Genomic DNA, 14,271 nt, shown 5'->3' on the forward strand with positions numbered 1-14,271 from the left:
ACGGATGCCGCAGCCGGCCGGCGCGGCATCCGTCGCCCGTGGGGTCAGTCGAAGATGCCGTCGAGGATCGAGCCGATGACGAGGCCGCCGAGGATGCCGCCGAGCATGTTGCCGCCCTGCCCCTGGCCCTGGCCCGGCCCGCCCCAGCTGCCGGGACCGCCGGGCGGACGGGACGAGTCGATGTCGCGCTGCGCGAGCTGAAGGCCCTCGTTCGCGAGGAAGGCGACCCTGCGCGCGAGCGCGAGCGCGTGCTCGCGCTGCTCCTCGAGGATCGGCTGCGCGAGGGTCGACGCCCGCTGGCCGAGGAACGCGTCGAGGTCTGTGCGCGTGCGGTCGGCCTCGGCGACGCGGGTCCGGGCGTCGGCTCCGATCCAGCCGCGATGCCCCGCGATGACGTCCTTCACGATCGCGAGCTGACGATCGGCGTCGTCGATCGCGTTGCGCACCTGCTCGGGCGGGATGACGGGACGGGCCGCCCGCTCGCGCTCGGCCGCGATCGCGGAGTCCAGGGCCGTGTTCGCCTCGCGCAGGCGCGTCAGGTGCGCGAACGGATCGGTGTTGACGCCCGCCGCGGGCAGCGACCTGAGGGCTGCGTCGAGCGCGGCTGCCGCGGCGAGCACGGTCGGCGCCTGCGGCGCGGTGCGCACGGCGATGAGGTCGCCGCGGGAGTCGTCGATGATGGCGGCGAGCGTCGACTCGGCCCTGAGTGCCTCGATCTCGTAGTTCTCGACGGCGTCGACGAGCGCCTCGGCACGCCTGATCGACTCGATCGAGGCTTCGAGGGCGAGGTTGGCCTGCTCGCGCTGTCCGGCCTCGCGCCGGCGTTCGGCCACGGACGCGCTGTGCTCGGCGAACCCGATGAGCTGCTCGGCCTCCGAGGGGTTCGCGTCGACCTGCGCGAGCGCGTCCGCCGAGTAGCGGGCCGCGAGGCGGCCGATGGTCTCGCGGATGTGGGGGATCCGCGCGCGGAGGGCCGCGGCGTCCCTGCGCACACTGGCCAGGATCTCGGGAGCACGACGCGCACGTGCGATCGGCTCGGCGAGCGCTCCCGTGCGGTCGTCGAGGAGCTCGTCGGCCCACTCGCACAACTGCAGGATGCGCGCGTTGCGGGTGCGCAGCTCCTCGGCCGTGTCGGGGATCTCGTCGTGGTTGAGCTGGTTGAGGTGGAACGCCTCGCCGAGGTGGTGCGTGACCGCCGCGAGCGCGTCGCGCAGGTCCTTCGTGGGCTGGATGCCGAGCTCGGCCTCTGCGAAGGCGAGCTCGTCGGTCGTCGTGCGGATGCGCTCGTCGGCGGCGACCAGCGCGGACCTCGCGCGGCGCGCGAGATCGGCATCCTGCGCGTCGAGCTGCTCGCGCTCCTTCTTGCGAGTGCCCCAGAAACCTGCCATGCACTGATCCTAGGTTCCGACGGGCTTCGTCCAGCTGGGCGTTCGCCGACGACGCCCGCGCGTCGGCCCGGAGCTCGCCACCCGCCGAGTGTCGACGACATGCGGTGGCGGTGGTCGCGCATCCCGCGGGTCTGGACGGTCGCCGGTGGCGCCCCTATCGGGTGCGGCGCCCTGGGCCTCCCGTGTCGAGGCGCAGCTCGATGAGCCGGCCCGAGATGCGGGTGTCGGCGAGCCGCCCGAGCGTGTCCTGCGGGAGATCGGCGGGGAGCTCGACGAGCGAGAAGTCCGGACGGATCTGGATCGCGCCGAAGTCGCCACGGCTCAGCCCGCCCTCGTTCGCGAGGGCGCCGACGATCTGCCGCGGCTCGACGCGGTGGCGCTTCCCGACCGCGATGCGATACGTCGCGAACCGTCCGCCGCTCGGGCGTGCGCGCCGCTCCGGCCGGTCGCCGCGATCGTCGCGCCGGTCGCGGTCGAAGCGCGACGGCCGGTCGTCGCGCTCGAAGCGCTCGCCGCGCTCGCGCCGCGGGGGCTCGGGCTCGGGGTCGAGCAGGAGCGGCGAGTCGCCCTGCGCGACGACGGCGAGGGCAGCGGCGACGTCGACTTCGGGCACGTCGTGGTGGCGGACGTAATGGGCGACGATGTCGCGGAACCGCTCGATGCGGTCGCTGCTCTCCAGGGCCGCCGTGATGCGGTCGTCGAATCGCGAGAGGCGCGTGATGTTGACCTCGTCGACGCTCGGCAGCTGCATCTCGGTCAGCTCCTGCCTCGTCGCGCGCTCGATCGCGCGTACGAGCCCGCGCTCGCGGGGCGTGACGAAGCTGATCGCGTCGCCCGTGCGGCCTGCGCGGCCCGTGCGGCCGATGCGGTGCACGTACGACTCCGTGTCGGTCGGGATGTCGAAGTTCACGACGTGCGAGATGCGCTCGACGTCGAGGCCGCGGGCTGCGACATCCGTCGCCACGAGGATGTCGAGCTTGCCCGACTTGAGCTGGTTCACGGTGCGCTCGCGCTGCACCTGCGCGATGTCGCCGTTGATCGCGGCCGCCGAGTAGCCGCGGGCGCGGAGCTTCTCGGCGACCTCCTCCGTCGCGCTCTTCGTGCGGGCGAAGACGATCATCCCCTCGAAGTTCTCGACCTCGAGGATGCGGGTGAGGGCGTCGATCTTCTGCGGGAACGAGACGATCAGGTACCGCTGCGTGATCGTCGCCGAGGTCGTGGTCTTGGTCTTGACCGTGATCTCTTCCGGGTCGTGCAGGTACTGCTGCGACATCCGCCGGATCGCTGCCGGCATCGTCGCGGAGAACAGCGCGACCTGCTTCGTGTCGGGCGTGTCGGCGAGGATCGTCTCGACGTCCTCGGCGAAGCCCATCTTGAGCATCTCGTCCGCCTCGTCGAGCACGAGGTACCTGAGCTCGGAGAGGTCGAGCGTGCCCTTGTCGAGGTGGTCCATGATGCGGCCGGGGGTGCCGACGACGATGTGGACGCCGCGGCGCAGCGCCGACAGCTGCACGCCGTACCCCTGTCCGCCGTAGACGGGCAGGATGTGCACGCCGCGCACGTGCGACCCGTACTTCTCGAACGCCTCGCACACCTGCAGCGCGAGCTCGCGGGTGGGGGCCAGGACGAGCGCCTGCGGGCTCTTCTGCGAGACGTCGAGCCGGTCGAGGATCGGCAGCGCGAAGGCCGCCGTCTTTCCCGTCCCGGTCTGTGCGAGCCCGACGACGTCGCGGCCCGCGAGCAGCGTCGGGATCGTCGCGGCCTGGATCGCGGAGGGCGTCTCGTACCCGACGTCGTGCAGTGCCTTGAGCACCGCCTCGCCCAGTCCGAGATCGGCGAACGTCATCGCGGCGGGCTCTTCGGGAGCCTCGGCCTCGATCGGGGCGTCGGTGGAGGTCACGCTTCAGGTTAGTGCGCGCCGCCTGTGAGGCGACAGGATGCCGCGCCCCGCGGCATCCTGTCTCGTCTCGTCCCTGCGCCCACGGCGCGGGTTCCGCCCTTCACAGACGTCGCAGAATCGCGCGGTCCTCGCAGGGGTGGCGTCGATCCGTGCGGAGCGCGCCTGCGACTGCGAAGTCTGTGAGGGCCTTGCCGCACGATCCTCGGGCGGACGAGTGGGCGTCAGCGCCGCGAGAGGCTCGCGGAGACGAGGTCGCTCAGGTCGATGGGCTGCGTCGGGGGCAGGGTGAGGGCGGCGGGGTCGATCGGTGCGGGGCTCATGGTGCATCCTCTCTGGGGTTCATCTGTACATGTCCGGATGGTGCGGATCCGTTCCACGCGAGATCCCGGAACTCGGAGATCTCCCCGTCTTCGGATGGATTCCGGGTCGAGCCGCCGATTCCCGGCCGATCCACGCGATCGGGCGACGGACGTCTCACGCGATCGCCGTCCGGCGCGTGAGCTCAGGATGCCGCGGCGGCACGAGCCAGTTCGCCACCGCCATCACGAGCGGAAGGCCCACCGCGAGCCCCGCGAGCCACGGCCACGGCGTGTCTGCCATGCTCGCCGCCCCGACGTCGCGCTGGTCGAGGCCGAGCGTGATGCCCCACATGGGGATGACGCCCGCGATCGTGCCCATGACCGATCCGAGGCCGACGAGCACGAGCGCCTGCCACAGCGCGATCGACCGGCGCAGCAGCGGTGTCGCGCCGACGGCAGTGAGGGTCGCGTCGTCGGGGCGACGCTCGACGCGCGACAGGCCGAGCGCGATCGATCCCGCGGCGAGCACGAGCGCGCCGACCGCCCCGAGGATCAGCCACAGCCAGGGGTCGGGGGCCGGAGGGCCGCTCTCGAACTGCGACGAGATGCCGCCGCTGGTGCCGGGGATCGATGCGCGCAGGTCGAGCTCGTCGAGGGTCTCCTGCGCCGGCGGCTCGTCGTACGCGCCGATCACCGTCCTCACGGCCGTCGGCAGGCCGATGGCCTCCGCCGTCGCGGGCGAGACGATGAGCTCCCACGGGAGGGAGTGGGGTGTGGACACGCGCACGGCGGGCAACGTCAGCTCGCCGAGCGGGGCGGGGAGCGTGTCGTACAGACCCAGGAGGACGTCCGACCCGTCCCACTCGTGCAGGGTGACCGAGCCGTCCGAGAGCAGGGTTCCGGATGCCCACCGGTTGTCGAGCACGAGAGCGCCGCCGTCGCGGAAGACGCGCAGCGCGGACTCCGGCGGCGTCGTCCCGAGCACGGTGGCGAGCTCATCCTCGGCGATCGCCACGGGCGGACTCGAACCGAGGAGGCGCCCTGCCGCGGTCTGGCACGGGCCGACGGTGGCGGGATCATCGCAGTCGGCCATGCCGAAGCGCTCGGGGCGGAGAGTCGTGCGGAGCCGCTCGTCGGTCGGCCCGTCCCCGCGATACTCGTCGACCGAAGGCTCGCCCCGCACCACGGCGACCGCGTCGGGATCGGTCGCCTCGAGAGCGGCGATCGCCTCGCGCTCGGTCGCTTCCGAGAGCTCGTCGACGCCCCACACGTTCACGACGACGCTCCCCTCCGGCCCCTGCCACCAATGGGACCGTCCCGACGCCGCGCCCGAGATCGCGACGGCCGAGAGGGCGAAGGATGCCAGGAACACACAGGCGGCGATCGCGGCGAACGCGGGGACGATCCGAGCCGGGTTGGCCGCGGCATCCCTCACCGCGAGACGGGTCGCGAGCCCGAACCGCGACGCCCAGCGTGCGATGAGCGTGAGGAGCCAGTGCCCGGCGACGATCACGCCCACCTGGAACACGATGGGTCCGCCGACGATCGCCCAGGTGGCCAGGACGAAGGGAGGAGAGCCGTAGTCGGGATGCTCGCTCGCGCGCAGGCCGGCGAGGATCAGCCCGCCGGTCGCCGAAAGCCCCACCCCGATCGCGATGAGGAGCAGCCCCCACAGCGGCCGCTTCGTCCGAAGCGTCACGGGGCGGCGCGCGCCGCGCAGCGCCTGCAGCACGTCACCGCGGGTCGCGGCACGGGCGGGCAGCAGCGCAGCGACCGTGCCGACGGCGACGGCGAACGCCACGATGCCGGCCAGCCCCCACCAGGGCACGTAGAACCCCCAGAAGCTCGCGTTCCGGCCGTCGTCGAGGAGCATGAGCGCGGGCCACGCGGCCGCGACGCCGAGGGCCGCGCCCACGACGCCGCCCGCCAGTCCGAGCACGGTGCCCTGCAGCAGGACGAGCCGCATGAGCGACGCCCTGGGCGCGCCGACGCTGGAGGCCACAGCCAGCGCGTGCTGCTGTCGCCGTGTGCTCACCGAGAACGCGGCGCCGGCCAGAAGCACGACGAGGTAGCCGCTGAACCCCGCGACGAGGGCGGTCGCGGAGGCCAGCGCGAACGCCGTGCCGGGATCGACGTACCGCCCGTCCTCGCGCTCGAGCATGAGGTCCCGTGCGAACACGATCACGCCTTCGCGATTGAACTCCGTCAGCTCATCGGCCGTCGGCTGCCAGTCCGGCGTGAACCACGTGCGCGTCTCGCGGATCGCCTCGAGTGCGGCGGTTGCCGGGACGAAGACCGTCTGCTCGGCGTCGGTGCGCGACGCGTCCTTGAGAACGCCCGTGATGACGAAGGATGCCTGCGGGCTGGTCAGCTCGATCGTGTCTCCGACCTGCGCGTGCAGCCGTCGCAGGGCGCCGGGCGACGCCATGGCCTCGTTCTGTCCCTGCGGCCGTTCGCCCGACAGGAACTCGTAGCGTCCCTCCAGCGACGGGTCCCATGCCTCGCCCACGACGGCGTCGAGCCCGCCGATGCCGCCGGGTGTCTGTGCGACGACCCGCGCGGAGCCGACCTCGATGACGCGCGTCGCCGTGGGCAGCAGCGTCGAGGGATCGTCGAGAGGCGCGAGCACCTCGTTGACCGGCTCGCCGGTCTTCTGATCGCGGTCGATCTCCCACCACCACGGATCCTCTGCCGACTGCGTGAGCGACGGGTCGGGCCCGCTCACGGGCTCGAGCCTCGCGTCGGCCCGGCCGAGCTCGGCGTCGACCTCGTCCGCGAGGGTCGGCTGGTGGCTCTGGAATACCACGAGCCCGCCCGAGAGGAGCATCATCGGCACGGCGACGAGCGCCACGACGAGCAGGCTGGCCCCCCTCGATCGCCATGTGGCGCGCCGTGCGAGGCGCAGCTCGGCGCGCAGGCGCGGCCACCCGCCGCGCATCGGGGATGCGGCATCCGACGTCTCGTCGGATGGCGTCGTGCCGGTGGGCGCCTCCAGCACCTCCGTCACCGGTGGCCTCCCGCGAGGAGCGTCTCCGCGCCGTCGCGGCGCGTCTCGTCGACGATGCGGCCGTCGCGGAGGAACACGATGCGGTCGGCCCACGCCGCGTGCCGCGCTTCATGCGTCACGAGGATCGCGGCGGCTCCGGCATCCACCCGCGCCCGCAGCATCCGAAGCACCGTCTCGCCCGTCACGGAGTCGAGCGCGCCCGTGGGCTCGTCGGCGAGGATGAGGCGCCGGCCGCCGACGACGGCGCGCGCGATCGCGACGCGCTGCTGCTGACCGCCCGAGAGGTCGTCGGGGTACGAGTCGAGCTTGTCGGCGAGGCCGACGGCGGCGAGCGCGTCGAGGCCGGCGCGGCGCGCGACACGGGCCCGGAAGCCGTCGAGCTCGAGCGGCAGCATCACGTTCTCGATCGCCGTGAGGGTCGGGATGAGGTTGAAGTCCTGGAAGACGAAGCCGAGCGACCGTCTGCGCAGCTTCGCGAGGCCTGACGGCGACACGGTGGACAGGAAGGTCCCCTCGATGACGACCTCGCCCGTCGTGGGCGTGGCGAGGCCGCCCGCGATCGACAGAAGCGTCGACTTGCCCGAGCCCGACGCCCCCATGATCGCGACGAGCTCGCCGCGATCGACCTCGAGGTCGACGCCCGAGAGCGCCGAGACCGCCGTCGCGCCGTGACCGTACTGCTGCGTGACGCCGACCAGGCGCAGGACCGGTCCCTGATCGGGCGGCCCCGGCCGCTGAGGCTCTCGAAGGGCGGTCACTTCGACGCCTCGACAGGCTCGACGAGCGGAGAGACGGATGCCGCAGCCGGCCGCCCGCGCTTGGGCCGCTCGGTCGACAGCTCGAGCGCCATCGCGCGCTGCGGATGCAGCGCGAGCCGTTGCTCCGTGTGGTCGAGCCAGCGGACCTCGGCCTCCGCCGCGAAGATCATCGAGTCGACGACGAGCGACCAGGCGAGCTCTTCGGGTCCGTCGGGGTTGGCCCCCGCGTACTTGGCGCGGTGCAGCGCCTGCAGCTGTGCGAGGGAGGCCCGCCGCTGCGTCTGGATGACCTCCGCGACCTCGACGCCGGGGAGGGTCGCGGCGACGGCGAGCTTGATCGCGAGCTCGTCGCGCGTCGCCAGCCCTCGTTCGACGGGAGACGCGAGCCACGAGCGCACCTCGTCGCGTCCGGCGTCCGTGATCTCCCAGTACACATGGCCCTGCTCGTCGACATCGCCCTTGCCGACGAGTCCGTCGCGTTCGAGCCGGTCGAGGGTGTTGTAGATCTGGCCCACGTTGAGAGGCCAGGTGGAGCCCGTGCGGCGATCGAACTCGGATCTGAGCTGGTAGCCGTAGCAGGGCCCCTGATCGAGGATGGCCAGCAGGCTCTGGCGTACCGACATCCGCCGCTCCTTCGTCGTCGACCCGGCGATGATACCGGGTATCTAGTTTCCGAGTATATACATACCCAGTATCGAGTCAAGGCTGCTGCATCCCGGCGCGCCACGCGAAGGACCAGTCGCGAGTCCACGTGATCTCGCCGAGTCCATGCCTCTCAGCCACACGACCGGCATGGATTGGGCACGGATGCATGGATTCGCGGGACCGGCGGGGATGCCGCGGCCCACGCCCCGCGAGGGGCGCAGGGCGAGGCAACCCGTTCAGAAGCGCAGAGCCTCGATGACCTTCGCCCGCACCGCGACGAGAGCGGGGATGAACCCCGCGAGCGCGCCGATCGCGACGGCGGCCACGAGCCCCGTGATCGCGGCGCGCATGGGGAACGGCGGGATGTCCTGCAGGCCCTGGAACATCTGCAGCACGAACGGCGCGCGCAGCACGGCGATGGCGATCGCGATGCCGATGACGCCTGCGACGGCGGTCGCCACGACGCTCTCGAGCAGCACCGACGAGAAGATGCGCCCGCCGGTCGCTCCGAAGCTGCGGCGGACGCCGATCTCTCGGATGCGCTGACGCATCGCGACCAGCTGGATGTTGACGAGGCCCAGCCCGCCGAGCAGGAGCACGAGGCCCGCGATCGAGCCTGTGATGAGCTCGAAGATCATCGAGCCGGCCTGCGCCTCGGGGCGTGAGCCCCAGTCGCTGCGGTTGACGTGGACCTCGGCGTTCTCGAGCCCCGCGCGCAGGTCCATCGCGAGGACGGGACCGATGTCTGCCGCCATCTCGCCCGGCACCCAGATCTCCCATGACACGAACAGGTCTGCGGGCAGGGCGTCGACGCGTGACGTGTAGCTGTCGTAGAGCATCGTGATGCGCTTCTCCTGATCGCCGTCGTACTGGCGGGGCGTGACCCCGACGACGGGGTAGGTGCCCGCGAGCTCGCCTCCCAGGCGGAGCGTGAAGCCGTCGAGGTCGGGCCGGCCGTAGACGTCCCACAGCGGCTCAGTGATGACCACGGGAGCCGCGAGCAGCTGCTCGTCGCCGTCGCGCAGCCATCTGCCCTCGACGAGGGGAGTGCGATGGATGACGGGATACGCCGGGTCGATGAGCCGTGTCATGGCGGGCTGCACCTGGTCCGGCGTCTGCAGCTGCACCGTGAGCTGATCGACGATCCGCGTCGAATGCGAGAACTCGAACCGCTCCGAGACGCGCTGCACGCGATCGTCGAACGCCTCCCAGTCCAGCATCGACCCGTCCGTGCTGTTGGCCGACACCATGAGCGTCGCGACGCGGCCGCCCGATCGGTCGGACTGCTCGGCCTGGAACTGGCGCTGGAACTCGCCGAGCGCGACGACGGCCGTCAGCGCCGCCACCGAGACGGCGATGCCGATGAGGCTCAGGAGCACACGGAGCTTGTGGTGGCGCAGCTCGGCCCAGGCGTCGCTGAGCGCGCCGACGATGCCGCTCACGGTGCCGCCGCCGCGGCATCCGGACCGGCGTTCGCAGCGGCCGCACCCACTCTCGTGCCCGGCGCGGCCGTCTGCTCGGCGCCGGCCAGCGCCGCGCGGGCCTCGGCGCCCCAGACGCCCGCGGGCGCCTCGGCGATGGACCCGAGCGCCGTCTCGCGGAACGCGAGATCGAGCTCGACGGGGGAGAGGATGCCGGCCTCGAGACGGTAGTGGCGGCGGGCGCGCGCCGCGACGTGCACGTCGTGGGTGATCGTCACGAGCGCGGCATCCACCTCCGACGCGATCTCGTCGAGCAGGGTCATGACGGCGCCGCCCGTCTCGACGTCGAGCGCTCCCGTCGGCTCGTCCGCGAGGATCAGCGCAGGGCGGCGGACGAGCGCACGGGCGATCGCGACGCGCTGCTGCTCGCCTCCCGAGAGCTGCTCGGGCGGCGACTCGAGCCGATGCGACAGCCCGACGCGGTCGAGCATCTCGGCGGCGACCCTGTGACGCGACCAGAACGCGCGCCCTGACGCGTAGCTGAGCGGCATCGCGACGTTCTCGAGCGCCGATCGGCCCGCGAGAAGGTTGAACTGCTGGAAGACGAAGCCCACGTTGCGTCCGCGGAGACGGTCGAGCCGGGACTGGCCCATCCGGCCCACGGGCCGCTCGCGGAACGAGACGGAGCCGCTCGAGGGGCGGTCGAGCATTCCGAGGATGTTGAGGAGCGTCGACTTCCCCGAGCCGCTGCGCCCGACGATCGACACGTGGTCGCCCGCCGCGACGTCGAGGTCGACGCCGCGCAGGATGTCGAGCCGCGTATCGTCGGGGAGCAGGACGTGCTTCGTGACGCCCTCGAGGAGGACGAGGCTCACCAGCTCCACCCCTGAGGCTCGCAGTACTGGCCGCCCATCCCGTCGTCGTAGCAGACGGGCTCGTTCGCCGCGGCAAGTCCTGGGACGAACTGACGGATCTGCTCGCCCTCCTCGAGGCCCTCCGTGACCTGGACGACGGTGCCGTCGCTCACGCCGAGCGCGATGGTGCGCTCCACCGGCTCGGCGCCGTCGCCCGCGTCGACCCAGACGATGCCCGACTCCGCTCCGCCCTTGACGGCGGTCGTCGGCACGACGAGTGCGTCGGAGACCGTTCCGATGTTGATGTCGAGCTGTGCCTGCAGTCCCGCGAAGACGACCTGCTCGGCCGGTACCGCGCAGCGGACGCTCGTCGTGCCGTCGTCGGCGACCTGCACCTTCAGTCCTGTGCACGTGAACGGCGCGGGTCCGCCCTGGATCGAGACGGATGCCTCGGACGGCGCGTTGAGCAGCCGGTAGAGCTGCACCGGCTCGACGGTGCTGAGGACGTGGAAGCGTGCGGGCGTGAGCTTCACGAGCTCGGCGCCCACCGCCGTCGCCTGGCCCTTGACGACCGCGAGCTCCGACACGTCGCCCGCCTCGGGAGCCACGACGTCGAACTTCTTGACGGGATACGTCTGCGTGATCGTGAAGAGCGCCTGACCGGCCGCGACCGACTGCCCCTCGCCGACGTGCACCGCCGTCACGGTGCCGTCGATCTCTGAGCGGATCGGGAACGACTCATCCCGTGCGATCGTGCCGGTGAGGCTCAGCGCGTTGACGACCTCGCCGCGCTCGACGGCGACGACGGTGTCGGCGATCCGTGCGGTGGGCTCGAGAGCCGCCTCCGGGGGGTCGGCGAAGAACGCGATCTTCACGAGGGCTGCGGCGATCGCGCCGAAGACGAGGACCATGAGGATCGGGAAGATCCATCGGCGCCAGACGACCATGACATCCTCTCCGGCGCACGCTGCGCCTGCCGTTGGGGGCATCATGCATACCCCGTATGTAATTGCCGAGCGTACCGATCGGCGCCGCTGCGCGCCGTTGTCCACAGCCCGTTCCTAGGTCACGGGCGGATAACATGGGTAGGTATGCCTGTGACCCGGCGCGTCCGCGCACGGCCGGGCGGCACCGACGCCGAGGGCGTCGCACCCGACAGATGGAGACACTCCGTGGCCAACCCGATCGAGAAACTGCTTCGCGCCGGCGAAGGACGCATCCTCCGGCGCCTCCAGCAGGTCGTGAAGGCCGTCGGCGCCCTCGAAGAGGACTACGCCCAGCTCACCGACGACGAGCTGCGCAACGAGACGGCCGAGCTCCGCGAGCGGTACGAGAAGGGCGAGACCCTCGACCAGCTCATGCCCGAGGCGTTCGCCGCCGTCCGCGAGGCGGCCAAGCGCACGCTCGGTCAGCGCCACTACGACGTGCAGATCATGGGTGGCGCGGCCCTGCACCTCGGCAACATCGCCGAGATGAAGACCGGTGAGGGCAAGACGCTCGTCGCGACCCTTCCCGCGTACCTCAACGCGATCGCGGGCAAGGGCGTCCACGTCATCACGGTCAACGACTTCCTCGCGAGCTACCAGGCCGACCTCATGGGCCGCATCTTCCGCGCCCTCGGCATGACGACCGGCACGATCGTCGCCGGTCAGACCCCCGACATCCGCCGCGAGCAGTACAACGCCGACATCACGTACGGAACCAACAACGAGTTCGGCTTCGACTACCTGCGCGACAACATGGCCTGGCGCAAGGAGGACCTCGTCCAGCGCGGCCACTTCTACGCGATCGTCGACGAGGTCGACTCGATCCTCATCGACGAGGCCCGCACGCCCCTCATCATCTCGGGCCCGTCGTCGGGCGAGGCCAACCGCTGGTTCATGGAGTTCGCCAAGATCGCCAAGACCCTCGAGCCCGGCGTCGACTACGAGGTCGACGAGAAGAAGCGCACGATCGGCGTGCTCGAGCCGGGCATCGAGAAGGTCGAGGACTACCTCGGCATCGACAACCTGTACGAGTCGGCGAACACGCCGCTCATCTCGTTCCTCAACAACTCGATCAAGGCGCTGGCGCTGTTCAAGCGCGACACCGACTACGTCGTCATGAACGACGAGGTCATGATCGTCGACGAGCACACGGGCCGCATCCTCGTCGGTCGCCGCTACAACGAGGGCATCCACCAGGCGATCGAGGCGAAGGAGAACGTTCCGGTCAAGGCCGAGAACCAGACCCTCGCGACCGTCACGCTGCAGAACTACTTCCGCCTGTACGAGAAGCTCTCGGGCATGACCGGAACGGCCGAGACCGAGGCCGCCGAGTTCATGTCGACGTACCAGCTCGGCGTCGTCCCGATCCCGACGAACAAGCCCATGATCCGCAAGGACCAGGCCGACCTCGTCTACAAGAACGAGCAGGCGAAGTTCGCGCAGGTCGTCGAGGACATCGCGCAGCGCCACGCGGCGGGCCAGCCCGTGCTCGTCGGCACGGTGAGCGTCGAGAAGAGCGAGTACCTGTCGCGCCTGCTGGCCAAGAAGGGCATCAAGCACGAGGTCCTCAACGCGAAGAACCACGCGCGCGAGGCAGAGATCGTCGCCCGCGCGGGGCGCCTGGGCGCAGTCACCGTCGCGACCAACATGGCGGGCCGCGGAACCGACATCATGCTCGGCGGCAACTCCGAGTTCCTCGCCGTGCAGGAGATGAAGGCGAAGGGACTCGATCCCGTCGAGACGCCCGACGACTACGAGGCGGAATGGGATGCCGTGTACCAGGCGACCCGTGACGTCGTCGCGCAGGAGGCGGCCAAGGTCGTCGAGGCGGGCGGCCTGTATGTGCTCGGCACGGAGCGGCACGAGTCGCGCCGCATCGACAACCAGCTCCGCGGACGGTCCGGCCGTCAGGGCGACCCCGGCGAGAGCCGCTTCTACCTGTCCCTGACAGACGACCTCATGCGACTGTTCCAGTCGGGTGCGGCCGAGGCGATCCTCGCCCGAACGAACTTCCCCGACGATGTCGCGATCGAGTCGAACATGGTCTCGCGCGCGATCAAGAGCGCGCAGTCGCAGGTCGAGGCGCGCAACGCCGAGATCCGCAAGAACGTGCTCAAGTACGACGACGTGCTCAACCGACAGCGCGAGGCGATCTACTCCGACCGCCGCCACATCCTGCAGGGCGACGACATCGCCGACCGCGTGCAGCACTTCATCGAGGACGCCATCAAGGCCGTCATCGACGACCACACGGGCTCGGGGCACACCGAGAGCTGGGACTTCGACGCGCTCTGGACCGAGCTCAAGACGCTCTACCCCGTGAGCGTCACGATCGACGAGGTCGTCGCGGAGGCGGGGACCAAGGGACGCATCACGTCGGAGGGCCTCACTCGCGAGATCCTCTCGGACGCGCAGATCGCCTACGCCAAGCGCCAGGAGACCCTCGGCGAGGCCGCGACCCGCGAGCTCGAGCGGCGCGTCGTGCTGCAGGTGCTCGACCGTCGCTGGCGGGACCACCTCTACGAGATGGACTACCTCAAGGACGGCATCGGCCTGCGGGCCATGGCCCAGCGCGACCCGCTCATCGAGTATCAGCGCGAGGGCTACACGATGTTCCAGGCGATGATGGGGCAGATCAAGGAGGAGTCGGTCGGCTACCTCTACAACCTCGAGGTCGAGGTGCGCCGCGCGGAGACCGGCGACACCGCCCAGGTCGAGGCGAAGGGCCTTGCGGCACCCGCCGTCGAGCAGCAGCGACTGCAGTACTCGGCCGCCAACGACGCGGGCGAGGTCGAGGTGCGCAACGACCGCGGCCAGGTGCAGCGCGCCGCGACGGACAAGCTCCGCCAGGCCGCAGCCGCAGCGGCAGCGGCGGCGCCGTCCGCAGGACAGCCGCAGCAGGAGGCCGCTCGCGGCGCATTCGGTCAGCGCACCGAGGCGCCCGCCCAGGCGGGCCAGGCGGCCCCGCAGAACCGCGCGCAGCGCCGGGCGGCAGACAAGCGCAAGTAGGGCC

9 protein-coding genes are annotated in these 14,271 nt (G+C 71.2%); 1 reads left to right on the top strand and 8 read right to left on the bottom strand.

Annotated features, from left to right (window positions below; translation table 11 throughout):
• Positions 1-44 precede the first annotated feature (44 nt).
• The 8 genes from FHS08_RS11245 to FHS08_RS11280 all read right to left on the bottom strand — a co-directional run bounded on the left by FHS08_RS11245 (position 45) and on the right by FHS08_RS11280 (position 11,219).
• Positions 45-1,388, bottom strand: a complete 1,344-nt coding sequence (locus FHS08_RS11245) for a hypothetical protein (RefSeq protein WP_167038992.1) — start codon at positions 1,386-1,388, stop codon at positions 45-47.
• A gap of 154 nt (positions 1,389-1,542) precedes the next feature.
• Positions 1,543-3,234, bottom strand: a complete 1,692-nt coding sequence (locus FHS08_RS11250; RefSeq protein ID WP_167039842.1) for a DEAD/DEAH box helicase — start codon at positions 3,232-3,234, stop codon at positions 1,543-1,545.
• Positions 3,235-3,762: 528 nt separating this feature from the next.
• A complete protein-coding gene (locus FHS08_RS16940) occupies positions 3,763-6,594 on the bottom strand; it encodes an FtsX-like permease family protein (protein WP_167038994.1) in 2,832 nt (943 codons plus the stop codon).
• Positions 6,591-7,352, bottom strand: a complete 762-nt coding sequence (locus FHS08_RS11260) for an ATP-binding cassette domain-containing protein (RefSeq protein WP_167038996.1) — start codon at positions 7,350-7,352, stop codon at positions 6,591-6,593. Before FHS08_RS11260 ends, FHS08_RS16940 begins: the two co-directional genes overlap by 4 nt.
• The gene (locus FHS08_RS11265; protein ID WP_167038998.1) at positions 7,349-7,975 is read right to left on the bottom strand and encodes a PadR family transcriptional regulator; all 627 of its coding nucleotides are present in this window, start codon (positions 7,973-7,975) and stop codon (positions 7,349-7,351) included. Before FHS08_RS11265 ends, FHS08_RS11260 begins: the two co-directional genes overlap by 4 nt.
• 258 nt (positions 7,976-8,233) lie before the next feature.
• Complete coding sequence (locus FHS08_RS11270; RefSeq protein WP_167039001.1) at positions 8,234-9,439, bottom strand: ABC transporter permease; 1,206 nt, start codon at positions 9,437-9,439, stop codon at positions 8,234-8,236.
• Positions 9,436-10,293, bottom strand: coding sequence for an ATP-binding cassette domain-containing protein (locus tag FHS08_RS11275; protein ID WP_167039003.1), 858 nt, complete (start codon positions 10,291-10,293; stop codon positions 9,436-9,438). Before FHS08_RS11275 ends, FHS08_RS11270 begins: the two co-directional genes overlap by 4 nt.
• Positions 10,290-11,219, bottom strand: coding sequence for an efflux RND transporter periplasmic adaptor subunit (locus tag FHS08_RS11280; RefSeq protein ID WP_167039005.1), 930 nt, complete (start codon positions 11,217-11,219; stop codon positions 10,290-10,292). The genes FHS08_RS11275 and FHS08_RS11280 overlap by 4 nt, the downstream gene beginning before the upstream one ends.
• Before the next feature lie 225 nt (positions 11,220-11,444).
• Here FHS08_RS11280 and secA point away from each other — a divergent pair, with 225 nt between their 5' ends.
• Positions 11,445-14,267, top strand: a complete 2,823-nt coding sequence (gene secA, locus FHS08_RS11285) for a preprotein translocase subunit SecA (protein WP_167039007.1) — start codon at positions 11,445-11,447, stop codon at positions 14,265-14,267.
• Positions 14,268-14,271 lie beyond the last annotated feature (4 nt).

It is taken from the genome of Microbacterium ulmi (assembly GCF_011759705.1).
GTDB lineage: Bacteria > Actinomycetota > Actinomycetes > Actinomycetales > Microbacteriaceae > Microbacterium > Microbacterium ulmi.